Consider the following 25,646-nt stretch of genomic DNA (forward strand, 5'->3'; position numbering starts at 1 on the left):
AGCGGCAAAGATCCAGATCAACCGAACTCACTCAGGATAACTCGCGTCATGATGTATTTAACGCACGAAATGAGCCGTCTTGCCCTGACCCCGGCCCGCCTGCTGGCCAGTGGTCATAGCAAAATCCTTCGTCACCCGCTGAATCCCTGGTCCAGGGTTCCTGGCACCCGCAGTATTGCCTCGGCCCTCAACGTGTTTGGGGACCTGACCAGGCGTTATCCCAAACCGTCCTTCAATCTGGACACAACGGTTTGCGACGGCGAGACGGTTCTGGTCAACGAAACCATCGTCAAGCGCAAGCCCTTTTGTCAGCTGAAGCATTTCCAGCGCAACGTTGATCGTCCGGATGACCCCAAGCTGCTTATCGTAGCACCGCTGTCCGGCCATTATGCGTCGCTTCTCAAGGGCACTGTAGAAACCATGTTGCCGGGCCACGATGTGTACATTACCGATTGGCGTGATGCCAGTATGGTGCCCATTTCGGAGGGCAACTTCGGGCTCGACGACTATATTGATTATGTGATTGATTTTATTAATCACATCGGCCCCGACACACACGTTTTGGCGGTCTGCCAGCCAGTAGTGCCGGTGCTCGCGGCCACCGCCTTGATGGCCCAGGATAATCATCCGTCAGCGCCGCGTTCTCTGGCGCTGATGAGCGGCCCGGTAGACGGACGGGTTGATCCGACAGAACCCTGCGAACTGGCCAAGAAACATAAACTCTCGTGGTTCAAGCGCAACCTGATCCATACCGTGCCGGCGCCTTACCCGGGCACCATGCGCAAGGTTTATCCCGGCTTTTTGCAGCTGACGGGGTTCATCAACATGAACTTCGACCGCCATCTGGATGCCTATCGGGGACTGTTCAGGTCCATTCGGGATGATGACGCGGAAGAGGTCACCCGCCACAGGGAGTTTTACGACGAATATCTGGCGGTGATGGACCTTCCTGACGCCTACTACCTGGAAACCATTGAGCGGGTATTCCAGGAATTCCATCTGGCTCGGGGCTGTTTCAAGCATCGTGGCAGGCTGGTAGACCCCAGTGCGATTGAGAAAACCGCGTTGATGACCATAGAGGGCGAAAAAGACGACATTTCCAGCCCGGGCCAGACCCGCGCAGCCCACAAACTCTGCACCAATATTCCCGACGACCGCCGGGCGCACCACCTGCAGCCGGGAGTTGGCCATTATGGCACCTTCAACGGCCGCCGCTGGCGCGACGAAATCGCCCCGAAGTTGCAGAAGTTCATTCGCAGCGCCTGAGCAGACCATCGCTCAGGCATCTTGTTGCCCTCGTTTCCCTCTGCTAATTTGAGGGCAGTGCTTTCAACAATCTAGCAGTGGTGAATCGAGGGAATGTGTCCATGTCCACTAAACCTGTCAAGTCGCCGTCCGGCGGTGATGAACAACAAACGGTGCCCAAAGCTCTGGTCAGTGCGGGGGTACATGGCACCCGCCTGATCACGCGCTCAGTGTTAAGGCGCCTGAAAGGCGGCCGGCCCAATCCGGTCAGCCTCAAGAGCATGGCGAAACCCTTCGTGCGCTTCACCATAAAATTTGCCACCCAGCCGGATGCGGTCATTACTTCCCAGATGCGTCTGGTGCAGAACACGGCCATCCTGGGTAGCGGTGCGGCAATGAGTCTGATCAGCCGGGAGCCGATGCGAGTGGCGGCCCCTGAGCGGGGTGACGGTCGCTTCAAGGACATCGCCTGGACCGATCGCGCCTATTTCAACTTTCTCCAGCAGGCTTACCTGATGTCGGATCGCTGGATCATGGACACCATTGACGATGTCCGTGGTCTTGATGAGCACGACCGCCATAAAGTCCGCTTCTTTACCAGCCAGGTTACTGCAGCGTTGTCACCCAGCAACTTTGTTCTGACCAATCCCGAGGTGCTGCGCACGACTGTGGACACCAGGGGTCGCAACCTCGTGCGTGGCCTCGCCAATTTTCTGCGGGATCTTGACGACGCCGATGGCCAGATGTTCTTCAGAATGTCGGACCCGAAAGCTTTCGAGGTTGGCAGAAACCTGGCCGATACGCCGGGCGATGTCATCTACCAGAATGATCTGATGCAGCTCATACAGTATCGACCAACAACCGAGACCGTGCATCGTCGGCCGCTTATGGTAGTACCGCCCTGGATCAACAAGTATTACATTCTGGACCTGGGTGCGAAAAAGTCGTTTATCCGCTACTGGGTCGAGAAGGGCCACACGGTTTTCGTCATTTCCTGGGTAAACCCGGGCAAGGAGCATGCCGACAAGGGCTTCGAGGACTACATGCTTGAGGGCCCGGTAGCCGCCCTGGATGCCATTGAGAAAGCCACCGGTGAGCGTGAGGTCAACGCCGTCGGCTACTGTATTGGCGGCACATTGCTGGGTTGCGCGCTTGCCTGGCTGGCAGCCCGCGGCGACGACCGAGTGAAGAGCGCCACCTTCTTCAACAGCCTGTTGGATTTTTCAGACGTTGGCGATATAGAGGTCTTCATTGATGAAGACATGATCAGCAAGATGGAAAAGGCCATGAAGAAGCAGGGCTATCTTGATGGCGTCTCCATGGCCACTGCGTTCAGCATGCTGCGCGCCAACAGCCTTATCTGGTCTTTCTATATCAATAATTACCTGCTGGGCCGGGAAACACCCCCCTTCGACCTGTTGCACTGGAACACAGACTGCACCCGGCTGCCCGGTGCCATGCACAGTTTCTACCTGCGCAACATGTATCTTGAAAATCGTCTGGGCAAGCCTGGCGGCATTACCCTTGCCGGAACACCGATTGACCTCTCGCAGGTGAAAGTGCCTGCCTATTTTGCCTCCGCCATCGAGGATCACATTGCACTCTGGAAGTCCTGCTACAAAGGCTCACGCTATCTCGGCGGGCCGGTTCGCTTTGTGTTGGGTGGTTCTGGCCATATTGCCGGAATCATCAACCCGCCTTACCAGAACAAATACGGTTATCGGATAAACGAGAACACCGACCTGTCACCGGATGAGTGGCTCTCCGGAGCGGAGGAATTCGAAGGCTCCTGGTGGCCAGATTGGGTCAAGTGGGCAGAGCAGTTCAGTGGCGGTGAAGTGCCGGCGCGAACCCCGGGCGACGGAGAACTACCTGTTATCGAGCCTGCACCCGGCTCCTATGTGCGCAATGAGCCGGCTCCGGAGGCACCCAAACCACGCAAACGCAATACCACCGCCGCCAGGCGCACAACCCGCAAGCCGGCAGCGGGCAAATCCCCCCAGCGCCAAAGAAGCCGAAAACCCGCCAAAACGGGTTGACCCGCTGCCTGTTGCCATCCAGAATACTGTACATATAAACAGTGTTCCGGGTGGCCGGTTTTTGCAGGCGCTCAAGCGGGGAGAATGGTCATGGCAGGGCAAAGCCCGGTTTCGTTTGTCACGGTAAGGCGCCAGTTCGAGTTCCGCAGCATCGAAGTTGGTCGCTGGGTAACGCCGCAGGAACGGGACAGGGCAGCAGGCCGGTTTTACCAGGCTCTGTGTGACCTGATGACCATCCTGCGGGGCCCGGAAACCCTGATTTCACTGCGCAGTACCCTGGGCCTGCAATACGGCATTGGCGGCCGGCCGGGGGTAGCGGCCCACTATATCCCCGCAACCCGACAACTGGCCCTGGCCAAGAACGCGGGCGCGGGCAGCCTCGCCCACGAGTGGTTCCACGCCTTTGATCATTACATGGGGAACAAGGCGTTCCGCAAACTGGAGAAGCACGGATTCGCCTCCAGCGCCTGGCTGAGCAGTGCAAACCAGAAAGACCACCCGTTGAATGAACGCTTGGGTATCTGCTTTCAGGCCATCCTCCTGAACGAAGACGGCACCGCACCCAGCCCACTGTTCCGCGCTTCACAGAAGGCGGATGCAGGGCTGAAAGTCCTTTACTACGCCAGGCCGGAAGAGCTTTGTGCCCGTGCCTTTGAAGCTTTTGTGGAAGACTGCGAGCCCCGAAACAGCTTCCTGGTGCGGGGGACGGTGTATTCCGACGAGGCAAAAGCGGGCCTGTATCCGGAATCTGCCCAGCGACAGCGGATCAACGATGCTTTCCGGCACTATTTTGAAGCACTGGGCGCCGCGCTGTTTCGGGAACAGGCCAAAGCCGGCTAAACTTGCCCACGATTTCGAAATGATCCGGGGAAGGTGGTATGCCAAAGTTTTTACACACGGCAGACTGGCAAATGGGGCGGGCGTTCAGCCGCTTCGAAACAGAAGACGGTGCCGCTCTGGTTGAGGCCCGCTTTGAGGCCATTGAAAAACTCGCACGGCTGGCCAACGAACATCAGTGCGATGCGGTGCTGGTGGCCGGGGACGTGTTTGACGCCCAGACCGTCGCCGACCGGACCATTCGCCGCGTGTTCAACGCCACCAGAGCATTCACCGGCCCCTGGGTAATGCTGCCCGGCAATCATGATGCCGCGCTGGCGGAAAGCGTCTGGACCCGGGCCAGGCGCCTTGACGCGGTACCTGACAATGTCCATCTTGCCCTGGAGCCGGGTGTCATCAACCTGGAGCCACAGGGTCTGGCGCTTCTCTGCGCCCCTCTGACGCAGCGCAACACCTACAGTGACCTCACCGAAACCTTCGATAATTGTGAAACCCCGGAAGGTCTGGCCCGGGTTGGTCTGGCCCACGGCAGTGTGCAGGGCCTGCTGCCCGACGAGATCGACTCCACTAACCCCATATTGCCGAACCGTGCAGAAACCGCCCACCTGGACTACCTCGCCCTTGGCGATTGGCACGGCACCAAACAGATTGATGAACGCACCTGGTACAGCGGCACACCGGAACCGGAGCGTTTCCGCAACAACGGTGCCGGTTACGCCCTGATCGTTAATGTGTCGGGGCCGGGTGAATCGCCAACTGTCACGCCCGTCGAAACCGCCCGCTACCAATGGCACCAGTGGCGGGAAAACCTGACGGTTGAATCGGACCTGGACCAGCTGCTGGACAAGCTACAGGCATTGCCCGAGCCCTCCGTGGTGGATCTTCGTCTGGAAGGCTCGGTGACCCTGGCCGGTGAAGAGAAGCTGATCAATGCGCTGTCCGTGGCCGAGGCCAGGTTCCGCAGCATCCAGTGTGATCGCAGTGGACTGCAGCTCGAGCCCACCGATGACGATATTGCCGCCCTGAAGGCGGATGGCTACGTAGGGGAGGTGATCGAACATCTCAGAATCCGACAGCAGGATGACGATGCCGAAGCCGCACGGGATGCACTCGCCATTCTGGCAGGCTTGCTGAAAGACCGGAAACAGGAGGCCAGCGAATGAAACTCCGTCGCCTGAAGGTGGAGCAACTTCGCCAGTTCCGGCAGCCGTTTGTAATGGACGACCTGCAGCCGGGGCTCAACCTGATCCACGGCCCCAACGAATCCGGCAAGAGCACCCTGGTGCGCGCAATCCGTGCGGCCTTCTTCGAGCGTTACCGGACCAGCTCGGTTGATGATCTTCGCCCCTGGGGCGATTCTGCCGCTGCCCCGACCATAACACTGGATTTTGACGCCCAGCAGAAGTCCTGGCACCTGGTGAAGAGCTTTCTCCAGCGCAAGCGCTGCGACCTCAAGATCGATTCGGACAGCTACAGTGAAGACGAAGCCGAGGAAAAACTGGCCGAACTCCTGGGCTTCCAGTTCTCCGCCAAAGGCGTCAGCAAACCCGAGCACTGGGGCGTGCCCGGGTTGTTGTGGGTCGAGCAGGGCACCGGCCAGAACATCGAACAGGCGGTAGAGCATGCCGGCGACCACCTCAAATCCGCACTCAATTCCCTGGTGGGCGAAGTCGCCAGTACCGGTGGCGACGAGCTGATCGAACAGGTCAAAGCCCGCTGGAGTGAACTGTTTACCCCCACCGGCAAACCCCGCGGCGATTACCAGAAGCTGGAGAAAGAGCGGGAAGAGCACCAGCAGGAAATCGACGACCTGCAGGCCCGCATCCAGAAATACCAGGAGCAGGTAGATCGGCTGGGCAAGCTCACCCAGGACTACGAACGCACCCGGCACGAGCGCCCCTGGGAAGAGGCCGAGCGGCAGCTTGAGCAGGCCAAGGAACGCTACCGGCAAGTCGAGAAGCTGGAACAACAACAGGCCCGGGAAAAAGAAACCCTGACCCACCTGCAGGACAACCAGCAACTGTTACGGCAGAACCAGGAACAGCTGCAGAGCCTGAACAAAAAACTGGACGTTCGCAAAACAGAGCTGGACAAAGCCCAGCGGGAACTGGAACAGGCCGACGCCCGCACCCCCTCCATTGCGAGCAAGGTCCGGGAGGCAAAAACAGCCTACGAGGCCGCCGCAAAACAGGTCGACCAGGCGCGCCTGCAGGAAACCCGCTCCCGCCTGGAGCAGGACATTCGCCGGCTGGAACAGCAAAACCACACGCTGACCCAGAACCTGGAGAAAGCCCGGCAATATCAGCAGGAACTGGAGCAGGCGAGGGCGCAGTCCCGGCAGAACCAGATTGATGCCAGGGCAGTGAAAACCCTCAAGAACACCGAGCATCAACTGAAAGAGGAAAACATCCGCTCGCAAACCATCGCCACCCGATTAACCTGGCAGCTGGAGCCGGGCGCGAGACTGGCGCTGAATGACGAAAATCTCGAGGGGCAGGGCGAGCGACAACTGCTTGAGGAGTCCAACCTGGTAGTGCCGGGTGTGGGCACGCTGGGCATTACCCCCGGCGGCGAGGATCTCGCCAGTACCCGACGCAAGCTTTCCACGCTGGAACAGAGCCTGGCCGAACAGATGAAAACCCTGGCGGTGGACTCCGTCCAGCAGGCAGAACATCGCGTGGTCGCTTACGAAGCCGCCGAAAGAACGCTGCAACATACCCGCGAACTGCTCAAGTCGGTTGCACCTGTGGGTATCGACCAGCTGCTGGCGGACCAGAAAGAAACCCAGTCCCAACTGCAAAAAGCAAAAACCGAACTGGAAAACAGCCCCGCGCCAGAGCCCGGCCAGCAGGCGCAGTTAACCGATGTTGCTTCTGCAGAAGCCGGGCGTGCCCAGGCCGAAACCCGGTTGGCCGAAGCAGAGGCCGAGGAACGCAAGCACCAGACAGAGCTCCTGACCCGCCGCCAGACCCGCGACAACGCGAAATCCGAGTGGCAGCAACTGCAGGACGAAGTGCAGAATCCGGAACACCAGAAGCAGCTGCAGAAGCTCTCAAAAGAACTGGCTGAAATCGAAGATAAACGGGGCAGCCTGGAAGCCACTCTGCAGGCCCGTGAGCAGGAAATACAGCAAGCCCGCCCGGCTATCCTGCGCCAGGACATCGAACGGTATCAGCGCAGCATTAGCACCCTGCGCCAGACCCAGGAGGAACGGCAGCGGGAACTGAGGGATATACAGGTCAGGCTGGAAGCCTGGGGCGCCGAAGGCCTGGAAGAGCAACGCAACGACAAGGTCGCCGAGCTCGAGCAGTGCAACCGTCGCTACCAGGAACTGCATCGTCGTGCCCAGGCGCTGGATCTTCTGCTCACCCTGCTGACTGAAAAACGCCAGGCCCTGACCCGCCGCCTGCAAGCCCCGCTGCAAAAGCACCTGGACCACTACCTGTCATTGCTGTTCCCGCAAGCCACCCTGGAAGTGGATGAACACCTGAGGCCAGGCACGTTCACCCGGGGCACCGAACTGGGGCAGATCGCCGAGCTGAGCTTCGGCGCCCGCGAACAGATGGGTCTGATCAGCCGACTGGCCTACGCAGACCTGCTACAGGAAGCCGGAAGGCCCACACTGGTGATACTGGACGACACGCTGGTGCACAGCGACACAAACCGCCTGGAAGACATGAAGCGCATCCTGTTCGACGCGGCCAACCGTCACCAGATACTGCTGTTCACTTGCCATCCGGATAAGTGGAGTGATCTGGGTGTGCCGCCGAGGGATATTCAGGCGATGAAGGAGCAGGGTTCTCCTCGGAATCTATAACTGGAAGTTCGCAATGAAGCAGTACTGCCCATTTTGCGCCGTCAATGACGCATCAGATCAAGGCCGTCCAAAGCCCATCGCTGGATACAGACAGTGGCCGGGGTCATGAATAGGCTGGTCGAGGAGGGCGAGTGAGTCTTAATCGTGTAGGTGTGTATGGCACTCTCAAGAAAGGCTATTCAAACCACCATTTTCTGACCAAAGCCCACTTTGTCGGACGCTGCAGGCTGAAGCAGATCACCCTCTACGACATCGGGCCTTTTCCCGGTGCCAAGCTGCGCCCCAGTCATGGAATTGAGGTTGAAGTCTACGACGTCACCGACGAGCTGTTTGTCCGGCTGGATGGGCTTGAAGGCCATAAACCGCGGGCGCCCAGGTCTGGCGAGTATGACCGTCGTCAGCTTGAGACGCCTTTCGGGCCAGTGTGGATCTATATATACAACCCGGATGTTTTCGGTCTGCCGGAGATCCGAAGAGGTGGCTGGCCTGATTCATTCACTTCGCCGCAGTCGCGATAGCTTCTCACGGGATTTGGTCTTTAATCGCTGCAACCCTTTCTTTGAACTATCAAGCCCTGAACCAAGTCCGTTGAGTGTGGATTTGCCAAAGCGCGAAACCTGCTTCACACCAGCCCTGGCTGACTCTGAGAGGTTTGTGGTGATGGAATTGATCTCTTCAAATATCGCTTCCACCTTCTCAGCCGCTTCTGCTTCGCGCTTGTCCAGATAGCCGTCTGCTTCGGCGATGCCATTCAGGAAGGTGATGATCTCTCTCGACATAGAGCGATAATTGCAATCCGGGTTGGCTTTCTTGAAGCGGGCCAGTTGTTCGGTGATCTGTTCTATCGAGTGTTGATCGGACTGCTCTTCTATCAGCTTCAGGCCTTGTTGAACGAAGAGCGGGTCATACCCCCATTCCTCTACGAAATAGCGTGTGATGAAGTCACGCTCTTGCTGGACGAACTCGCCATCAATCTCGGCAAGTTTTACTCCAAGCGTCGCGATCATGTCGAAGAGCCCGGTTGCCAGAACATCCATCGGCGTATTGATGTAGTCGGGGATCTGTTTTACGCGGTCAGAGGAGCCTCTTACAAACCGCTTGCCGATGATCAGGCTCAGGCCTGCGCCGGCTACCCCTGCCCCGATCGCCCAGCCCACCGGGGTGACGGCGGTTCCGATGCCCAGTGCGCCGAGAAACCCTGAAGGCGCGAAAAACGTGGATGCGACCAGGGATGATTTTGCGAAGATGAACCCGGTGGCCGCTCCGTTCGCGGCATCGACGCTGTCCAGGAGGTGCTTCTTCAGGCGCAGGGAGGAATAGGCTTGGTCACCGATGTCGAGTTTCAGCTTGAACCGCAAGGGGTCGCGCACAACGGTCTCGACATCCTGCATCCCGTCGCTGGGTTCGAATTGAGCCATATTCCTTGTTCCTTCACGCAAAAAGGCAGATCGGGGATTATGATCTGCCTTTTGTCGTTCGGATGTCTACTGCTTCTTGCAGGTTCTGACCCCGATCAGCGAGTAAGCCGGGCAGTTACCCATCAGTGCTGTTGCCAGCGGGATGATACCAATCCAGCCCCAGGCTGTCTGTGGTCCGACAAAGACCAGCGCCAGCAAAACGACGCCTACGATTGCCCGTATGGTGCGGTCTGCGGTTCCCATGTTTCTCGTCATTTTCCGTCTCCTTTGCTGAGTGATGACTTGATGGTAGAGCAGCACCATTCCCGCCTTCAGTGATAAAGTCACATTCAACCCCAAATTGCCGCCGCACAGGATCAGGTTTTATGGCCCGCCACAGCATTCTCGACAGTCTGAGTGACACTCTGCGCAAGGAAGCCCTGGAAAAAGCCCGCTTGATGCAGTTTCCGCCCGGGCAAATTCTGTTCAGCGCGGGGCAGCACTGCCAGGGGCTGCCACTGGTTGTGGACGGCAGGGTCAAGGTGCAGATGACGGGAGTCTCCGGCCACAGCATTGTTCTCTACCGGATGGAGGCAGACGACATCTGTACGCTTTCCATCGGCTGCCTGATGACGGGGCGGGCATACCGTGCCGAGGCGGTGGTAGAGGAAGATTCCGAGGCGCTGATGATTCCCCGTGGGGTATTCGACCGGTTGATGGACCAGTCTGCCGGGTTCCGGCTGGGGATCATGGAGTCCTATGGCCGCCGGCTGGATGATCTGATGCTGCTGGTGGAAGAGGTTGCTTTCCGCCGCATGGACAAGCGGCTTGAAGAGTGGCTGCTGGGCCGCGCCGCCCGTGGGCCGGTGGTCATTACCCATCAGGAACTGGCGGTGGAGCTCGGGACTGCCAGGGAGGTGGTAAGCCGACTGCTGAAAGAGCTCGAAAGGCGCGATATGGTCAGATTGTCCCGTGGAAAGATTGAAGTGACAGGCCTGCTTCTCTGATCCGTTAATACTTTCGTAGTGCGTTTCCCCTCTGGTTTACTCCCTTCCGGGCAATAAATTGCCCAATTATCAGTACTTTCCACTAATTAATTACAATTAACTGTCGAGAAATTGACGATTTTTTAATTGGCATAATGACACCCTTCACATCGATACTCGCCAGCGTTTTATACAATTTCACAACAACGACGAGATATTGGTGTTAGATGAATACGAAACGCGTCATTAATATGTCCAAGGCATGGATCGCCGCGTTTTTCATGGGAGTCGTGCTTACCGGCTGTGTGAGCGACAGTTCTTCGGACAGTTCTGGCTCGAGTTATTCCCAGGGCCAGCAGTTTGCCGAGCGTTCGGCTTCACTGAGCTGGAATGCGCCTGCAACCCGCGCTAACGGGGAGGGCATCAAGATGGGCGAGTTGTCCGGGTACGTGATCAGTTACGGTCAGGATCCGGACGAGCTAACCGAGGCAGTTCGCATTGATGACGCCAATGTCATGGACTACACCATTAACAACCTGGATTACGGCACCTGGTATTTTACGATTCAGGTGGAAGACGTTGACGGCCTGGTAAGTGCGCCTTCAGAGCAGGTCAGTAAAACGATTTGATGGGGTGGGTGACCGGCAGTTTCAGGGTGAAGGCCGAGCCTTCTCCCAACTGGGACTGGACATGAATTTCACCCCGGTGCTTTTCAACGACCACGTTGACGAACGAGAGCCCAAGACCGGTGCCATGGTTGCCGGAAAGCTCACTGCTTTTCTGGCGCCGGTATCGGTCAAACAGATGGGGGAGCTCTTCCGGCGCAATGCCTTCTCCTTCATCACTCACGGTGAGGCACGCCTGATGGCCGGCCTGGTACACCTGGATATTGATGGTGGACTGCGGCGGGCTGTACTGCACCGCGTTGGTCAGCAGGTTGATGACCGCCCGTTCCAGCAATTCTGCGTTGCCCTTTAACCACAAGTCTTCGGTTCCCTGCAGTATCAACTGGATACCTTTCTCTGCCGCCTGCTCGCTGACGCTGTCCCGGGCGTTTTCAACAATGGCCAGGAACTCACATTCGTAGAAGCGGGTTTCGGTCAGCTGTTCGGCCCTGGCCAGTTGCACGAACTCTTCCGCCAGGTGATAGCTGCGCCTGGCCAGCCTGCCGAGCTGGTCCAGTTGTTCCGGTTCCACCTGGCCCTGGTTTCTTTTCAGTTGTTCAATCAGTGCCAGCTGTGACACCAGTGGGGAGCGCACATCGTGGGAGATGAAGTCGATGGCCTCCCGGTGCTGGCGCTGTTGTTCCCGCAGTTCGGAGATGTCGGATATGTTGGCGATGATGCCGCTCTGGTCGCTGTCTGGCAGCGAGAACGGTGCAAAGTGGATCAGGAAGTCCTTGTGGTGGATGCGCAGGTCCACGGTGCGGCTCTGGGCCAGGGTCAGCGTCTCGGAGACGGTTTCGTGCCAGGGCGGGGTTTCTCTCGGGTCGTGACCTTCCAGAAGCCGGGCCAGGGGAAGGCCATTCAGGCTTGGCATGGGTTCGCGGAACCATTCTTCGATGTGGCCATTGGCAAAGCGGATTACCCCCAGCTCGTCGGTGACGATAATGCCGTCAGGCATGCGCTCGAAGCTGCGGCGTATGAACTTCTGCATCTGGCTCATGCGCTCTGTTGCAAGCCGTACGCGTTCGATTCGGGCAGATATGTTCTCTCTTGGACGGGGCTGGCCGTCCGGTGTGTTGATGGCTGTCAGCGGCAGGCGGCGCAGGTATCGCTGAGTGGCCTCGCGGCTCAGATCGTGGGATAGCTTCAGGCCCAGTTTGTAGGTGAGGCCGCCGCGGGTCAGGCTGATCCAGCTCTGGCCGCCGACATGAACCCATTCGCCGGGCTTGTCCAGGTGTGGAATGTCGGCTTCGGTCAGTCCGGAGGCGGTCAGTACGTCATCACCCTCAGTCAACAGCCAACCTTCAGGCTGAAACAGGGCCTGGAAGTGGTTGAGCAGTTGTGGCGGGTGCCGGCGAGAAGGTTCCTGGAGGGTCATGGTAGGCCCTCTGGCCAGTTCGTCCAGTTGCCGGTTCAGAAAACGGTTGGTCATCGACAGCCGCAGGGCGCTGGTCACTGGCAATGCCAGCAGCGGGACAATGATGGCATGGGATACCGGCAGCCATAGCCGCCCGTAGAACAACAGCAATGCGTGTACGATGGCCAGTACGGCTACGCTCGCAAGGCACAGCGCCATGCTCCTTGCCGGGCGCATGCGGGGCAGGGCAATGGCCAGAACAATAATGGTGAACAGGGCCAGGCCAATGGCCGTGGATGCGGGTACCTTTGATATCAGCTCATCCTGAACCAGCGCCGAGTAGTTGTTGGCATGGAACTCCACCCCCGGCATGGGTTGGTGGAGCCCGGAAAACGGGGTGGGCAGGATGTCGCCGAACCCTGGTGCCGTTGCGCCAACGAAGACGGTTTTGTCCCGGAAGGCTTCCGGCGCGGGCGGGCGCTCCAGTATTTCGGTGTAGGAATAAGACGGCAGTGTGCCGGCGCCACCGGCCAGTGGGATGGCCCTGTAATGCTGTCTTACATTGGTGTACGGCGCTGTTTTGCCGGGTTCTTTGGCAGGCAGTGCTTTCCCGGAGGCGGCCAGGGCCAGGCTGGGCCATAGCTGGTCGCCAAGCCCGTTCAGCTGGTAAATGCCCCGTGCCAGGCCGTCTTCATCCAGCTCCACATGGGCATGCCCGAGTGCCGCGGCAGCGTCCGCCAGTTCGGCCACGGGTAGCTGTTCGCTGATCAGGTAATTGTGGGTCGGTGGTGACAGGTGCAGCGGCAGGATAACGTTGCCATGGTTGCGTATGGCGCTCGCCAGTTCGGGATCGTCCAGAGACGGTTCCGGGAACAGGATATCAAAAACGATGGTCTTCGCGCCGGCCTGGTGGAGTTTTTCGATAAGCCGGGCGTGGGTGGTGCGCGGCCAGGGCCAGCGGCCGAGGCGGTCCATGCTCTGTTCATCGATGGCGACCAGTACAACGTCGTCAGAGGCTTCCACCGGGTTGGCAGTAATCAGGGTGTCGTAAAGCCAGAAGTCCAGCCTCTGGGGAATGGAAGTGGCCTGCAGTAACAACAGTATGGTCAGCAGTGGCAGGCCGAGTGTCCACGGTGTTGTTTTTATTGGAAGCCAGTTCCGGGTCATGTGGCCTGCTGTCGGATGTCTAGGTGCAATAAGATGCGCAATGGATTATTCCAGGAATAATTCCCTCCCTGGTCCCCAGCGACTTTCAAGAGGGCCATCAGAAAGCGCTTTCAGGCGCACAAAATACCGTCTTCCGGGAATCAGGCGCAAGGCCGCCGTGGTATCCGAGAGGGTAGCCTCTTTGATGATGTTGTTGAATCGGGGTTCTTCAGACAGCTGCAGGCGATACTCGGCAGCGGTATCTACCTTCTGCCAGAACACCCGCACCTGGCTGTCCACATAGTTCACGCTGATGATGCGTACCGGCGGCAGCGTGCCGTTAACCACCAGGGTACGGGGTTCGCTGGTGGCAACGGAATTGCCTCCGGCTTCAGTAACCACGCGCCAGTAATATTGCCCCGGCGAGAGCGGGCGTGATGGCAGTGCGCTCTGGTCTGGCGCCCACTCGCTGGTGGCCACGAGGTTGCCAAAGTCCTTGTCTGCCGCAATTTCAACCCGCGCCACTTCGTTCTCGCCATGGACCTGCCAGCGGAATTCGGGCATGTCATCGTTCACGGTGGCACCGGCCTCTGGCTGTTCCAGGGTAGCTGTGCGCGCCTGCAGATCCACCTCTACGCTCAGGATGCCGGGCATGCCGGCAATGCCACGGCTGTCCAGCGCTGCCAGGTGAATGTCGTAGTTGCCGTTGTCCAGCAGGTCAATATTGAAACTGTCGCCGTTCACCCGGCGGCTATCCATCCAGCGGCCGGATTCGGCATCGAAAATGTCCAGCCGATGTGCACTGGCGCCATTGGGCTGCCAGCTCAACTGCGCCGGCAACTGTTTCAGCTGGGGCGGCAGCGGATTGATGGCCGGTGCGGGCGGGAGTTGGCGGATACTCATACCACCGACGCCCACGGTGGAAACGCTGGCGCTATAGCCGGCAGGAATGCGACGGGTTTTGCCGGGCGGGCCAAATGAGACTTCCCCTTCGGTGACTCTCAGATCGGTCTTGCCGGGTGAGGTTCTCAGGGTAAACATGGTGCCTCTGACAGCGGCTACGGCAGAGGGTGTTTCGATCTCGAAGCGGGAACCGCCTTCAATCACCGGTTTTACCTGGGTTTCGATTTCACCACGGTCCAGGCGCAGCCTGGTGTCCACCATGCCGGATTTGCCGTACTGGGTGAGCCGGTTGAACGCCAGGCGTGAATTCGGGGAGATTCGCACTACCGAGCCGTCGGCCAGTTCCACGGTGGCCGTGCCGGAGTGGGAGAGTATTTCATCACCAACCCGCACCAGCATGTCGCTGGTCAGGGGGCGCTTGCGGCTATCGCTGCCGGAAATCAGCTGTACCTGCCCGGCAACAGAGCGCACGCGCGCCGGGTCGGGCTGGCGCTGGAGCCAGGCCAGCGGTATGCGCAGACTGTCGCTACTGCCTACTGTGGCCGCGTTGTCGATGCCGTTGTGCTGAAGCAGCCGGTTTGCCGGTACATTTCGTGCGAGCAGGATGTCGACGATCTCGTCAAAGCTTTCGCCCGGTCGCACGGTATAGATCCATTCAGGAACCGGAGTGGATTCGGTCATGTTGTTACCCGGTTGCGAACCACGGGTAACGGGCAGCTCAGCCTGCGCGGGAAGCGCGAACCAGAGGCTGCTCAGTAGCATAAACTGAACCAGAGTGCGGGTGGAGCGTTGAATCATTTCAGGCCTGTTCCGTAGCAACTGCGTGTGCATCCGGGCCGGTGGCCTTCATGGCTTCGAGGCGATAACCCCGCTGGTAGATGGTCTTGATCCGGAACCCGTTCTCCGGGTTAAGGCCAAGCCTGCGCCGCAGACGGCTCATATGAGTGTCCACGGTGCGGGTGTTGATATCCCGGGCCAGTCCCCACACGCGCTCAAGCAGCATTTCCCGGGTCAGCAGCCGGCCCTGGTTCTGGAACAGGAACAGGGTCAGGTCGAAATCTTTGTCGGTCAGGGTCAATACGTCTCCGTGAAGCGAAATGGTCCGCAGCTGGGTGTTGATTTCAAACGGGCCGTAGACCAGCACTTCTTTCTCGTTATCCGGGTTGGTACGGCGGGCCAGGGCGTTGATGCGTGCCACCAGTTCCGCTTCCCGTGCCGGCTTGCAGAGGTAGTCGTCAGCGCCGGCGTCCAGTGCCCGCACGATGTCGGTTTCGCTGTCGCGCTGGGTCAGGAATACCACCGGTATCTGCCAGTTAAGCTGCGCACGTACGTGTTCCAGAACCTCAATGCCGGTCATGTCGGGAATCTGCCAGTCCATCACCAAAAGGTCATAGCTGCGGTGCAGTACGGCGCTCAAAAACGACTGGCCGGAGGGAAAGCTGTCACAGTGATGGCCGCGTTCAGACAGAATGGACTGAATGTGCTGTGCCTGTTCGTGTTCGTCTTCAAGCAAAGCGATACGCATTACACGTCTCCCGACATTAAAAAAGCACTGTGAAGCTGAGGGCCCCGAATACACGCGGGGATAGAAATTATTGAATACCGCGTCACATTATTACAAATTCGCAATTCGGCTTCAGTGTCGTTATGTAGTGTTGCGTAAACGGAGCGCAGGCTTGCCGTTGTCGTCGTCCACTGTTTGTCGGCAGCCAGGGAAATTACTGCACCCCCAGAACCAGCCATTTTTGCCTTTTCTGCGAACCAGTGGTGAAAAACAGTGCGGACAGGGCACCGGTTTGTCGCTGGTGCCGTCTTGCGGGCTCTGATCTTCAATCTGCCGGGTGCCCTTGCAGTCCGGAAAACGTACGCAGGCATAGAAGGTGCCGAACTTGCCCTCTCGTTGGCGCATGGGGGAGCGGCATTTCGGGCAGTGGGGTTGCCCTTCGGTGGGCGCAGTGCTTTTTGCCTCCGGGCTCGGGGTGTTGATGAAGCCCCGGATCTGATCCTTGAGGTCTTCGATAAACTGTTTCGGGTTACCTTCGCCGCGGCGAATGCTCTCCAGGGTGGCTTCCCAGATTGCCGTCATGTCCGGTTTGCTGATGGATTCCGGCAGGGAATCGATCAGCGCCTTGCCCTTGGGTGTCGAGCGGATATGGCGCTTGTCCCGGTACAGGTAGTCGCGGCGGAACAGGGTATCGATAATGGCCGCCCGGGTTGCTTCCGTGCCCAGGCCATCGGTTTCACGCAGGGTTTTGCGCAGCTCCGGGTCGCTGACAAAGCGGGCGATGTTGGTCATGGCCGACAGCAGGGTGGCGTCGGTGAAATATTGTGGTGGCTGGGTTTTGCGCTCGGCGATCTCCACCGAGTCACACAGAATCGGGTCGCCTTTTTCCAGCCGGGGAAGGGGCGGTTTGGCCACTTCCTGCCGGCTTTCCCGTTGGCGGATTTCCAGGTCTTTCCAGCCCGGCTGCAGTATCGCGGTTTCAGTGGCCCGGAAGGCATGCTCGCCAATCTGGATGGCCAGTTTGCCTTCCCGGTGGATGGCATCGGCGCTGAACTGCATCAGGTAATAACGGCTGATCAGTTCGTAGATTTTCTGTTCCGCTTCGCTCAGTCGCCCGGAGGGAGCCTGCCTGGCGGTAGGGATAATGGCGTGGTGAGCATCCACCTTTTTATCGTTCCAGGCTTCGGTGCGGCGGTTCAGGTCTGTTGCCGCGCAGGCCGGTGCCAGTTCGCCCGCAACTTTCCCGATCGCCTTTATGACATTTTGGCGCTGATCAAAGTGCCCCTCCGGCAGATAGCGACAATCGGAGCGGGGATAGGTGATCAGCTGGTGGCGTTCGTACAGGTTCTGGGCGGTATCAAGGACATCTTTCGCACCCATGCGGAACAGCCGGCCGGCCTCAATCTGCAGGGCGGAAAGTGAGAGCGGCAGAGGCGGGGCTTCGTTGCGGTCCCGGAAGCGGGATTCTGTAACCTTGCCTGGCCGTCCCTCAACGGCGGTGGCAATCTGCCTGGCCACGTCGCCATCCAGCAGGCGGTCTTCTTCATCCAGATATTCCCGGTAGTGCTCCGAAGGCTGCCATCGTGCGCCGAAACTCTGCTGGTCTGCCTCTTCATCGACCCCATGACAGAGCGCCTGGATGCGGAAGAAGGATTTGGGCTGGAAGTTCTCGATGGTGTTGTCACGCGCCACCACCAACCCCAGCACCGGTGTCTGTACCCGGCCTACAGAATAGACGCCCTGTTCGCCCTGCTGTTGATAAGAGAGGGTGTAAAAGCGCGTGAGGTTAATGCCGTACAGCCAGTCTGCGCGCTGGCGCGCCAGTGCGGAGTGGGACAGGCGGCGGAATTCACGGTTGTCTTTCGGCGCATCGATGGCTTTTGCCACGGCCGCCGGAGTCAGGTCGTTGATCAGGATCCGTTGCACCGGGCAGGTGGCGCCGGCATAACGAATCACTTCGTCCACCAGCAACTGGCCTTCCCGGTCCGGGTCGCCGGCGTGGATAATGGTCTCTGCCTTGCGGATCAGCGACTCCAACACTTGCAGTTGCTGGCGCACGGTATCCTTGGGCGTTACCTCCCAGCGACCGGGGAACAGGGGCAGGTCTTCCTGGCGCCATTTTTTCCAGCGTGGGTCGTACTGGGCGGGTTCCGCCGGCTCCAACAGGTGGCCAATGCACCAGCTGACGGTGCAGGCGCTGCTTCCTTCGCCACAACGGATCCAACCGTTGCCCTTTTGATGGGGGGTAGGGAGGGCGGCGGCGATAGCCCGGCCCAGGCTTGGTTTTTCAGCAATATAAAGGCGCATAAGTTGGAAGCAATTGTCAGGTGGGGACGGAAGATGGCGCTTTGCCCCGATCCTGTCAAGGTAACACAGCGCTACGTGTAGTAGACTGTTCCGTAACACATTCAATCAGGAGCAGGCCTGTTTATGTCTTTACAACAAGCCATTGAGCAAAAGCTCTCAAACGCGTTCGCCAGCCACCACCTCATGGTTGAAAACGAGAGCCACAAACATAACGTGCCACCCAATTCGGAAACCCACTTCAAGGTGACCCTTGTGGCTCCGGAGTTCGAGGGGCAGGGCAAGGTGAAGCGGCACCAATCAGTCTACCGTGTGCTGGCAGAAGAAATGGCCGGTGGCGTTCACGCGCTGGCGCTTCATGTCTATTCACCTCAGGAATGGGAAGCGTCTGGCCAGCCAGCACCCGAGTCCCCCAACTGCATGGGTGGGTCGAAGAAGGATCCGGCGTTTGCATCCGGGGGTGGCCAATGAGCCAGTTTTTCCAGATCCACCCGGTAACGCCGCAAAAACGCCTGATTAACCAGGCCGTGGATATTCTGCGCCGGGGTGGGGTTATTGTGTACCCCACGGATTCGGCCTATGCCATTGGCTGTCAGTTGGATGACAAGCAGGCGGCGGACCGTATCAAGCGTATTCGCAAGCTGGATGACAAACACAACTTCACGCTGATGTGCCGGGATCTTTCGGATATCGGTGTATTCGCGAAAGTCGATAACACCCACTTCCGTTTGCTCAAGACGTTTACCCCGGGGCCTTACACCTTCATTCTGGATGCCACCAGTGAGGTGCCACGGCGCCTGTTACATCCCAAGCGCAAGACCATTGGCATGAGGGTGCCAGACAACGCCATCGTCCAGGCGCTGCTGGAGGCGCTTGGTGAGCCCATCATGAGTAGCACGTTGATACTGCCGGGCGAAGAGGATCCGATGACCGATCCGGAAGAGATTCGGGATGCCCTGGAGCACGAACTGGATTTGATCATCGACGGCGGTTTCTGTGGACTTGAGGCAACCACCGTGGTGAACATGACTGGCCCGGCTCCGGAAGTGACCCGCGTTGGTAAAGGTGACCCGGAGCCTTTCCGGATTTAACCGGTTCAGGCCCGGGTATTCAGGCTGAGGGCGAAGTCCTTGCGCTCTGGATAGCCCGCCGTCTGGTCGGTATTGATGGTACGGCGCATGCTGTCGTAGCGGTGCGCCAGATCCTGCAGGCCGTTGAACTGCTGGTTGTCGCTGACCAGGGTGTCCAGCAGTGAGTTGTTCACGCCATAAGCCTTGTTCAGCTTCAGCGCATTGTCGACAAAGTGCAGTGTCGGCTCGCTGGCGCTGAGGCGGCTGAAGGCTTCGCGAAACGGCTTGCTGTTGTTCAGATCCTGTTCAATCCGGCTGCGGGTCTGTTCCTGTATCCCGCCGCCCAGGCTGATGTTGCCCCCTTCGTTCTTTGACACTTCCACACTGGTCGCCGGGTTGAGCTTGTACTCGGCAAGTTTGTGCCGCAGCGTTTCCCGCATGTAGGCAAGGTCCTGCCCGACGGTTTGCTTGTATTCCGCCATCGACAGTTTGGTGGCCTTGGGGCGGGCTGTATCAAAACCCGCCCGCTCAGACATGGTGAAACGGTCATCAGTGGCAGACGCCGGAGCCTCAGGCGCCGCAGGCTTTGCGGCAGCATTGCCCGGCGCTGACGGCGGGCGCTTTTCCATGGCTTGCTGGAACTGGGTACTGGCTTTGATCAGCGATGTAAGCAGCGACATGGCACTTTTGCCCTCCCATGGTCACTGAGGAAATTTTGACGGTCCTCTGTGCTTAAGCACAAAACGGGCCACCAGCAAAAAGGGCACCCGGTGGATGCCCTTGCTCTGGGGAAGTGGAGTAGCCGGCTCAGCGGCCGTGCCGACCCTTACCCGGCGCGCTGTAGTTGCACACACCGTTCGGGAAGATCTCTTTCAGGCGGTTGATTTCCTGTCTGGTGAAGTTGACGCTGCCATAGATGCCACGTGCAAGCGCCGCGGGCACTGGTGTCAGTTTGCACTGGAAAACGCTGCCTTCAATAGGGCCGCCGGCAACCATGCGGGACGTGGTGTAGGTCGGGAACCGCTCGGTACAGGTACCGGCCCGGCCCTCGTCCAGAATGCCGTTCCAAACCCCATCACCGGATTCGATCAGGTCACCGTTGGTTTCAAAACAGGCGTCGACAGCCGTGCCGGGGCGATTCTCGGCAATGCTTTGGTCGGGGTTTTCCTGGATGTTGGTAATCCATTCATCCAGCACCTCCAGGGCCATCCAGGTCTGGTTGAATTCTTCCCGGGGGCGTGGCCGTGACGGGTCCGAATAGTCGGTAGGGCGGGCATCCGTGAACCAGATGACCTGATTGCCGGCGTCGCCCATCCGGTTGATGATGCGCTGGCGGGCAGAGAAGGACTGGTGGCTGTTGTGCATGTCCAGCACTTCCTCCAGGTAATGGCGCCAGTCGATGACCGGCATGTTCAACTGGCCATTGAACACCAGGCCCGAAGTATAGGCCGCCTTGATAGCCTTACGATCGCCCCTGGTCCTTGGCGCCGGGGTGTTATCGCCTTCCGGGCTGAGGTTCATGTTCCGTGAGCTCCAGGGATCGAAGGCCGTGGGATCGGCCATGACGTCTGACAGTGACCCGATAAACGGAAATCCCTCCTGAACCATTTCCGAAGGCTGCTTCCAGCCGCCAATTTCAGCGTTCAGCTTGAGGAATTCGGCCTTGGTAAGGTGCCTGTCTTTCAGTGCTTTCAGACCATACTGCACGCCAACGTTGTCATACAGGGTGCGTGGTTCACCGCTACGGTCCACGCCGTAGATGTTTTTGGCATCCGAGTAGTGGCTCCAGCGCACGTCGTTCATGACGCCGTCCGGTTGCATCAACTCCTGGTTGTCCGCCATGCCAAACTTCGGGTTCATCACCAGCGGCGTCAGCCCGCGCCAGGCGGGAATACACTCGGTCATGCCCGGGGCGGTGCTGTAACCAAGCATGGTTTTGATTTCAGCGAACGGGTCCGGGTATCTGTCGTTGGAGTTCAGGCCAACCAGCAGGCTGCGGTTCTCGGTGGTTTGCCATTTCGGATTATTGCGGTCCGTGGCATCCATGTAGTACTCCAGCAATTCACAGTCGCCGACGTGGATGATCTGGGTGACCATGTCCGGATAGGAGTACTGGGGCACACCACCGTCCAGCAGGTCCGGATGGTTCTGGGAGTAGACGTACTGCTGAATACCGCCGCCGGAGCCGCCAATGGCGACGGTGTAGTCCGGTACGCCGAAGCGTTTAACGAAGTGCTCCTTCACCATCAGCGCGGTTTCCCCACCCACCTGGAGATTGTAATGGGTACCGGTGCGGGTGCCGCTGGAATAGATAACGGCATAGCCCATCTGCAGGGTGTCGGGCTGCAGCGCCCGGCTGTTACTGATGTCACCCTGTGAGTGGCCAATGCCAACGCCGCCGTCGAAATGGAACAGCAGGCGGCCATTCCAGTTCTCCGTGGAAGCCTCCCAGGGGTCATCGCCCAATTCTGCCAGGGTCGCAAAGCTGTAGATGAAGCGGTTGATGGTGCCACGCTCCTGGCGGACGATGAAGTCCACGGTGCGGCCGTCCGACAGTACTGTGGTGGACATATCGTCCGGGCGGCTGCCGTCCTCCGGTAACGGCGCCCAGTTCCCGTCAATGGTTCGGTAATGGAAAGTGACATAAGGCTCGATCGAGCAGTCCTTGCTCAGGCCAATCTGGTTGCCGCTGTCGTCCATCACGGGAAAGCCGGTGTCGCCATCAGTATCTACCAGTGGCTGCTTGCCCAGTTCCGTCGTCACGGTGCAGACAAAGGGATATTGTTGCGGGCCCGAGAAGATCGGGCCGGTGACGGGGTGAGCGGTGAGCGCCACGGCATCCACGGGGCCATATTCGGTGTGGTGAACTTCAAACCGGTTGGCGCCCTCGACCAGTCCGGTGACCAGTATTTCAGGGCCGCTGCGACCAGTCCGGATGGTGGGCTGGATCTCCGAGTTGTTCAGCCAGAATTCGAGTTGGTCAGTGTCGGAAAAGCTGTCTGCATCTTCGCCGGCCAGTCCCAGCAGCACATTTTCGCCGCTGACCTGGTTCGGGTCGCTGGACAGGACTTTCAGGCTAATGTCCGGGTCTTTAAAGCAGCCGGTAAGAACAGTTGCTAGCAGAGCCGCCATTATCAGACGGCAACAGGTTGTTGTCGTGGTCATGCTGGATCCCTCCATATCGACGTTGTTGTTCGATTACTCCTTTTTCAAAGGCTAGTACGGTCTGCGGAAAATAACAGCTAACCGAACAACGAATGTCGCTATGGCAGGATCAATTGTGGCCGCTGGGGATTACCGGCAATCCAACGGTACTACCGCGATGATCTGGAGACTACGAACGCACCACGCAGATCACCTTCGGAGAATCCGGTCGCTTTGTCTTCAGGGTACAACTCTGCCAGTTTGTCCTTCACCTCCGGAGCGATCGATTTGCCGTGACAGCCGAGGCAAAGTTCCTGTGTCGGGATCGCGCTCATGTATCGGAAAGCAGGTTCGCCTGCGGCTTCGGATACCTGCCAGACCTCGACCGGCTTGCCGTTTTTGACGGGCTGTTTCTCCATCGCATGAAGTTGCATTTCCTGCCAGTCCGTTGGGGCGTTATCCGGATTCCGGACTTTCAGACTGGTCCGGCTGATGGTCCATTGCTCGTCGCTGTTGTCGGCGGCAATCTCCGGGGCCACGGTATTGCAGACGCCAATACCGTTGCTGAGGCCACCCTCCTTGATCGCGGCCTGCAGCGCCTGTTTCAGGGAGCCACTGAAGGCGTTAACCATTGAGCGTGCCTCGGCAACCAGCTCGTCCGTGGACTGTGTCGGCGGCTCAGCCACGGCAGGCATGGAAAGAATCGAAAACAGCACTGCAGTCTTGATAATCGGTTTGGCCATTGGGCACCTCCCTGGTTGATTTGCTGGTCTGTGATCAGTATATCGTATGATCAGGGACCGACAATTGAGCCAGAGCAGGTACTGAGAAGGTTGGGACTCACGGCACTGCCGGTGCTGGCGTAGTTCCGGTGGTCAGTGATGGCGAGATGGAATTCAGATAGTGCAGTCCTGCTTCGTAGCCCTGTTGGTAACCAAGCTCCAGCAGTGCCGGTTTGCGTGTCAGGCGGCCTACCGGGAAGTCTTCCGGCGGAGCAATAACGCGAATGCGGCAATCTTCAGGCGGGTTCTGGATGAACTCCAGGGTTGCGTTGTAGCGCTCTGGTCGGAGCAATGTGGCCTCGGACAACGCCGGATACTCCCTGAATAGCCGTTTGGGCACGGAAGGGAATCTGGGCGGTTTCTTGCGATAGCCGGGCGGGCGTGACAGCACCACGGTAATGTCACGGGCGCCGTCGTCATAGGCCCTGATGACCGGTATGGCATCGGCCACGCCGCCATCCGTCATGGGTTCGCCGTTGATTTCCGGATAATCCCGGTAGGCGATGGGTATGGCGCAGGACGCGGTAAACACGTCGTGCATGTTGCGCTCATCGATCCGGAAATAATGCGCTTTCCCGGTACGGGCGGAGGTCGTCGTAACCCACAATTCGGTTGTCCCCGACAGGTAGTTCTCCAGGTTCAACGGCACATCGGCAAACGACTGACTCCAGAGCCAGCGGACATCACACAGGTGCCCGCCACGCGCAAACCGTTTCCAGTCAATGAAATCCGGTTGGCAGGCATGGCCGGTGATGATTTTGCGATTGCGCCCGTGGTCTCCTGCGAGGTAGCCAATCAGATTGGTGGAGCCAGCTGAAACCCCATAGGCCCGCCAGAAGGGCTGGTAGTCGTGCTCAAGGAAGGCGTCGAGAACACCCGCAGCGAATATGCCGCGCATGGCGCCACCCTCGACAACAAGGGCTTTTGAATTGGCAGAGCGGACGCTGGTCTGGGTTTGAGTCATGGTCTGCGCAGGGGCTCCGGTTAAAGCAGTTTCTTCAGCTCACCGTAATCACCACCGGTACGAAGCACCAGCGTGATATCCTTATCGTTCCGGTTGCGGAAAAACCAGCCGTGGTTGCCGGTAAATGCCGCTTCCAGCTCGCCTTCGTCTTCCGGGACGCCACGGCCCTTCTCATAGGAGATGGACTGGCCGCTGCCGTCACCATGGGTATCGTAGTTGATGGGACCGCCTTCGGAAACCCATGAGAAGCGAGCAGTGGCGCCTTCCTCCATGGTGAGTTTGAACTCCGTGCCTTCGCCGGGGGTGAGAACAACACGCACCTCATCGTCCCATTCGGGTTCGGCCGCAGGCGTCGGGGCGGGCTCTTCGGCTTCCGGCTCAGCTTCCGCCTCAGCAGTCACGATGGCCTCTGAGACCGGCTCGGCCGGTTTGGAGGCGGGCTCTTCGACGGAGGATTGCACCGGCACCATTTGCGCGGCCTCATCGGCGGCGGCTTCTTCGGCAAGCTGTTCCTTGATTTCGCCCATCTCCGTCAAACCGAGCAGGCGGCCGGCGCCTGTCGGGTCCAGGGCATACTCGGCGGGCATCACCACGGTAACCAGCAGTACCGCCGCTACAATGGCTGCGATGATGGTCGAGCGAACCAGCTTCGCCGTGCTGGGCAATTCGTTACGTGACGGCACATCAGTGTTGTACATAAAAGGTCTCCAGAATCAGGCAATAAAGTAGCCGGTGAGCTGATAACCGATGAGCAGGAAGCCTGCGCTCATCATGGCCACGTTGGCAGTGTAGGCATGGCGGAAAAAACCATCGGTTTTACGCCAGAAACTCATGACAATCAGGATCATGGCCAGGGCAATGAGCTGGCCGATCTCCACCCCCACGTTGAACGCAAGCAGGTTCGGAAGCAGCCCATCCGGGGAGATGTCGTACTCGATGATCTTGGTGGACAGGCCAAAGCCATGGAAAAAACCAAAGATCAGTGTGGCGGCTTTGGTATTGGGCTGAAAACCAAACCAGCGCTGGTACGCGCCCAGGTTATCCAGGGCCTTGTACACCACCGAGAGACCGATGATGGCGTCAATGAGATAGCTGTTAATGCCGACATTGAAATACACCCCCAGAAGCATCGTGGCGGAGTGCCCCAGTGCAAACAGGCTCACGTAGATTGCGATGTGCTGCATTCGGTAGAGGAAGAAGATGACCCCGAGAAGGAACAGAAGGTGGTCATAGCCGGTGACCATATGTTTGGCCCCCAGGTACATGAACGCAATAAGATTTACCCCGGTGATTTCCTGGATGTAGCCTTTATCGCCCTGGGCAACGGCATGGGCCAGTACATCGGCGCTTATACCCAGCAACCCGAGCGTGAGGAAAATCCGGAGGAGAAGGTGTCCGCGGGCGGTTGTGGGGGTACGCCATTGCCTGTCAAACCGGGGTGACAGCATAACGACTCCTGTAGTTTTCTTTGAAAAAGTGGCAGTGC

Annotated in this window: 22 protein-coding genes; 10 read left to right on the top strand and 12 right to left on the bottom strand. The window is 58.8% G+C overall.

Annotation, left to right across the window (positions count from 1 at the left end):
- Window positions 1-48: 48 nt before the first annotated feature.
- The 6 genes from QPL94_RS15525 (at window position 49) to QPL94_RS15550 (ending at window position 8,456) form a co-directional block, all read left to right on the top strand.
- Complete coding sequence (locus QPL94_RS15525) at window positions 49-1,266, top strand: polyhydroxyalkanoate depolymerase (protein WP_285358595.1); 1,218 nt, start codon at window positions 49-51, stop codon at window positions 1,264-1,266.
- 101 nt (window positions 1,267-1,367) lie between these two features.
- On the top strand, window positions 1,368-3,284 hold the full coding sequence (locus QPL94_RS15530) for a PHA/PHB synthase family protein (protein WP_285358596.1): 1,917 nt from the start codon (window positions 1,368-1,370) through the stop codon (window positions 3,282-3,284).
- A gap of 90 nt (window positions 3,285-3,374) precedes the next feature.
- On the top strand, window positions 3,375-4,124 hold the full coding sequence (locus tag QPL94_RS15535) for a CLCA_X family protein (RefSeq protein ID WP_285358598.1): 750 nt from the start codon (window positions 3,375-3,377) through the stop codon (window positions 4,122-4,124).
- A gap of 38 nt (window positions 4,125-4,162) precedes the next feature.
- Window positions 4,163-5,284 (top strand): metallophosphoesterase family protein, encoded by a 1,122-nt coding sequence (locus QPL94_RS15540; protein ID WP_285358599.1) that lies wholly within the window; start codon window positions 4,163-4,165, stop codon window positions 5,282-5,284.
- On the top strand, window positions 5,281-7,938 hold the full coding sequence (locus QPL94_RS15545) for an AAA family ATPase (RefSeq protein WP_285358600.1): 2,658 nt from the start codon (window positions 5,281-5,283) through the stop codon (window positions 7,936-7,938). Before QPL94_RS15540 ends, QPL94_RS15545 begins: the two co-directional genes overlap by 4 nt.
- Before the next feature lie 131 nt (window positions 7,939-8,069).
- A complete protein-coding gene (locus QPL94_RS15550) occupies window positions 8,070-8,456 on the top strand; it encodes a gamma-glutamylcyclotransferase family protein (protein ID WP_285358601.1) in 387 nt (128 codons plus the stop codon).
- On the opposite strand, the gene QPL94_RS15555 is transcribed toward QPL94_RS15550, so the two are convergent.
- Together QPL94_RS15555 and QPL94_RS15560 are read right to left on the bottom strand one after the other, a co-directional pair.
- A complete protein-coding gene (locus QPL94_RS15555) occupies window positions 8,430-9,356 on the bottom strand; it encodes a TerB family tellurite resistance protein (RefSeq protein WP_285358602.1) in 927 nt (308 codons plus the stop codon). The two genes, QPL94_RS15550 and QPL94_RS15555, sit on opposite strands and share 27 nt — an antisense overlap.
- A gap of 66 nt (window positions 9,357-9,422) precedes the next feature.
- Window positions 9,423-9,611: a YgaP family membrane protein gene (locus tag QPL94_RS15560; protein WP_285358603.1), complete on the bottom strand. Its 189-nt coding sequence runs from the start codon at window positions 9,609-9,611 to the stop codon at window positions 9,423-9,425.
- A gap of 110 nt (window positions 9,612-9,721) precedes the next feature.
- On the opposite strand from QPL94_RS15560, the gene QPL94_RS15565 reads away from it, so the two are divergent.
- Complete coding sequence (locus QPL94_RS15565; protein WP_285358604.1) at window positions 9,722-10,342, top strand: Crp/Fnr family transcriptional regulator; 621 nt, start codon at window positions 9,722-9,724, stop codon at window positions 10,340-10,342.
- A 206-nt stretch (window positions 10,343-10,548) separates the two neighbouring features.
- Window positions 10,549-10,950: a fibronectin type III domain-containing protein gene (locus tag QPL94_RS15570; protein WP_285358605.1), complete on the top strand. Its 402-nt coding sequence runs from the start codon at window positions 10,549-10,551 to the stop codon at window positions 10,948-10,950.
- On the opposite strand, the gene QPL94_RS15575 is transcribed toward QPL94_RS15570, so the two are convergent.
- From QPL94_RS15575 to QPL94_RS15590, 4 genes are all read right to left on the bottom strand, one after another.
- The gene (locus tag QPL94_RS15575) at window positions 10,934-13,510 is read right to left on the bottom strand and encodes a CHASE2 domain-containing protein (protein ID WP_285358606.1); all 2,577 of its coding nucleotides are present in this window, start codon (window positions 13,508-13,510) and stop codon (window positions 10,934-10,936) included. The genes QPL94_RS15570 and QPL94_RS15575 overlap by 17 nt on opposite strands.
- 45 nt (window positions 13,511-13,555) lie before the next feature.
- Window positions 13,556-15,190: a FecR family protein gene (locus QPL94_RS15580; protein WP_285358608.1), complete on the bottom strand. Its 1,635-nt coding sequence runs from the start codon at window positions 15,188-15,190 to the stop codon at window positions 13,556-13,558.
- Window position 15,191: 1 nt separating this feature from the next.
- Window positions 15,192-15,917 (bottom strand): response regulator transcription factor, encoded by a 726-nt coding sequence (locus tag QPL94_RS15585; RefSeq protein ID WP_285358609.1) that lies wholly within the window; start codon window positions 15,915-15,917, stop codon window positions 15,192-15,194.
- Window positions 15,918-16,037: 120 nt separating this feature from the next.
- Window positions 16,038-18,203 carry a DNA topoisomerase III gene (locus QPL94_RS15590; RefSeq protein ID WP_285358610.1) on the bottom strand — a complete coding sequence of 722 codons (2,166 nt, stop codon included), beginning with the start codon at window positions 18,201-18,203 and terminating at the stop codon, window positions 16,038-16,040.
- 123 nt (window positions 18,204-18,326) lie between these two features.
- On the opposite strand from QPL94_RS15590, the gene QPL94_RS15595 reads away from it, so the two are divergent.
- Entirely contained in the window at window positions 18,327-18,671 is a 345-nt protein-coding gene (locus tag QPL94_RS15595; protein ID WP_285358611.1) for a BolA family protein, read from the top strand.
- Window positions 18,668-19,291 carry an L-threonylcarbamoyladenylate synthase gene (locus QPL94_RS15600; RefSeq protein ID WP_285358613.1) on the top strand — a complete coding sequence of 208 codons (624 nt, stop codon included), beginning with the start codon at window positions 18,668-18,670 and terminating at the stop codon, window positions 19,289-19,291. Before QPL94_RS15595 ends, QPL94_RS15600 begins: the two co-directional genes overlap by 4 nt.
- 5 nt (window positions 19,292-19,296) lie before the next feature.
- On the opposite strand, the gene QPL94_RS15605 is transcribed toward QPL94_RS15600, so the two are convergent.
- From QPL94_RS15605 to QPL94_RS15630, 6 genes are all read right to left on the bottom strand, one after another.
- Complete coding sequence (locus tag QPL94_RS15605) at window positions 19,297-19,950, bottom strand: hypothetical protein (RefSeq protein WP_285358616.1); 654 nt, start codon at window positions 19,948-19,950, stop codon at window positions 19,297-19,299.
- A 127-nt stretch (window positions 19,951-20,077) separates the two neighbouring features.
- On the bottom strand, window positions 20,078-22,435 hold the full coding sequence (locus QPL94_RS15610; protein WP_285358618.1) for a DUF6351 family protein: 2,358 nt from the start codon (window positions 22,433-22,435) through the stop codon (window positions 20,078-20,080).
- A gap of 149 nt (window positions 22,436-22,584) precedes the next feature.
- Entirely contained in the window at window positions 22,585-23,157 is a 573-nt protein-coding gene (locus QPL94_RS15615) for a Tll0287-like domain-containing protein (protein WP_285358619.1), read from the bottom strand.
- A gap of 97 nt (window positions 23,158-23,254) precedes the next feature.
- On the bottom strand, window positions 23,255-24,160 hold the full coding sequence (locus QPL94_RS15620) for a patatin-like phospholipase family protein (protein ID WP_285358621.1): 906 nt from the start codon (window positions 24,158-24,160) through the stop codon (window positions 23,255-23,257).
- A 20-nt stretch (window positions 24,161-24,180) separates the two neighbouring features.
- Window positions 24,181-24,858, bottom strand: a complete 678-nt coding sequence (locus QPL94_RS15625; protein ID WP_285358623.1) for a hypothetical protein — start codon at window positions 24,856-24,858, stop codon at window positions 24,181-24,183.
- Window positions 24,859-24,873: 15 nt separating this feature from the next.
- Window positions 24,874-25,608 (bottom strand): HupE/UreJ family protein, encoded by a 735-nt coding sequence (locus QPL94_RS15630; protein WP_285358626.1) that lies wholly within the window; start codon window positions 25,606-25,608, stop codon window positions 24,874-24,876.
- Window positions 25,609-25,646 lie beyond the last annotated feature (38 nt).

The sequence above is a fragment of the Marinobacter sp. SS13-12 genome (genome assembly GCF_030227115.1).
In the GTDB taxonomy this organism is placed as follows: domain Bacteria; phylum Pseudomonadota; class Gammaproteobacteria; order Pseudomonadales; family Oleiphilaceae; genus Marinobacter.

Coding starts and splice junctions, on each gene's coding strand:
- QPL94_RS15525 (WP_285358595.1), top strand. CDS start 49: ATGATGTATTTAACGCACGAAATGAGCCGTCTTGCCCTGACCCCGGCC.
- QPL94_RS15530 (WP_285358596.1), top strand. CDS start 1,368: ATGTCCACTAAACCTGTCAAGTCGCCGTCCGGCGGTGATGAACAACAA.
- QPL94_RS15535 (WP_285358598.1), top strand. CDS start 3,375: ATGGCAGGGCAAAGCCCGGTTTCGTTTGTCACGGTAAGGCGCCAGTTC.
- QPL94_RS15540 (WP_285358599.1), top strand. CDS start 4,163: ATGCCAAAGTTTTTACACACGGCAGACTGGCAAATGGGGCGGGCGTTC.
- QPL94_RS15545 (WP_285358600.1), top strand. CDS start 5,281: ATGAAACTCCGTCGCCTGAAGGTGGAGCAACTTCGCCAGTTCCGGCAG.
- QPL94_RS15555 (WP_285358602.1), bottom strand. CDS start 9,356: ATGGCTCAATTCGAACCCAGCGACGGGATGCAGGATGTCGAGACCGTT.
- QPL94_RS15560 (WP_285358603.1), bottom strand. CDS start 9,611: ATGACGAGAAACATGGGAACCGCAGACCGCACCATACGGGCAATCGTA.
- QPL94_RS15565 (WP_285358604.1), top strand. CDS start 9,722: ATGGCCCGCCACAGCATTCTCGACAGTCTGAGTGACACTCTGCGCAAG.
- QPL94_RS15570 (WP_285358605.1), top strand. CDS start 10,549: ATGAATACGAAACGCGTCATTAATATGTCCAAGGCATGGATCGCCGCG.
- QPL94_RS15575 (WP_285358606.1), bottom strand. CDS start 13,510: ATGACCCGGAACTGGCTTCCAATAAAAACAACACCGTGGACACTCGGC.
- QPL94_RS15580 (WP_285358608.1), bottom strand. CDS start 15,190: ATGATTCAACGCTCCACCCGCACTCTGGTTCAGTTTATGCTACTGAGC.
- QPL94_RS15585 (WP_285358609.1), bottom strand. CDS start 15,917: ATGCGTATCGCTTTGCTTGAAGACGAACACGAACAGGCACAGCACATT.
- QPL94_RS15590 (WP_285358610.1), bottom strand. CDS start 18,203: ATGCGCCTTTATATTGCTGAAAAACCAAGCCTGGGCCGGGCTATCGCC.
- QPL94_RS15595 (WP_285358611.1), top strand. CDS start 18,327: ATGTCTTTACAACAAGCCATTGAGCAAAAGCTCTCAAACGCGTTCGCC.
- QPL94_RS15600 (WP_285358613.1), top strand. CDS start 18,668: ATGAGCCAGTTTTTCCAGATCCACCCGGTAACGCCGCAAAAACGCCTG.
- QPL94_RS15605 (WP_285358616.1), bottom strand. CDS start 19,950: ATGTCGCTGCTTACATCGCTGATCAAAGCCAGTACCCAGTTCCAGCAA.
- QPL94_RS15610 (WP_285358618.1), bottom strand. CDS start 22,435: ATGACCACGACAACAACCTGTTGCCGTCTGATAATGGCGGCTCTGCTA.
- QPL94_RS15615 (WP_285358619.1), bottom strand. CDS start 23,157: ATGGCCAAACCGATTATCAAGACTGCAGTGCTGTTTTCGATTCTTTCC.
- QPL94_RS15620 (WP_285358621.1), bottom strand. CDS start 24,160: ATGACTCAAACCCAGACCAGCGTCCGCTCTGCCAATTCAAAAGCCCTT.
- QPL94_RS15625 (WP_285358623.1), bottom strand. CDS start 24,858: ATGTACAACACTGATGTGCCGTCACGTAACGAATTGCCCAGCACGGCG.
- QPL94_RS15630 (WP_285358626.1), bottom strand. CDS start 25,608: ATGCTGTCACCCCGGTTTGACAGGCAATGGCGTACCCCCACAACCGCC.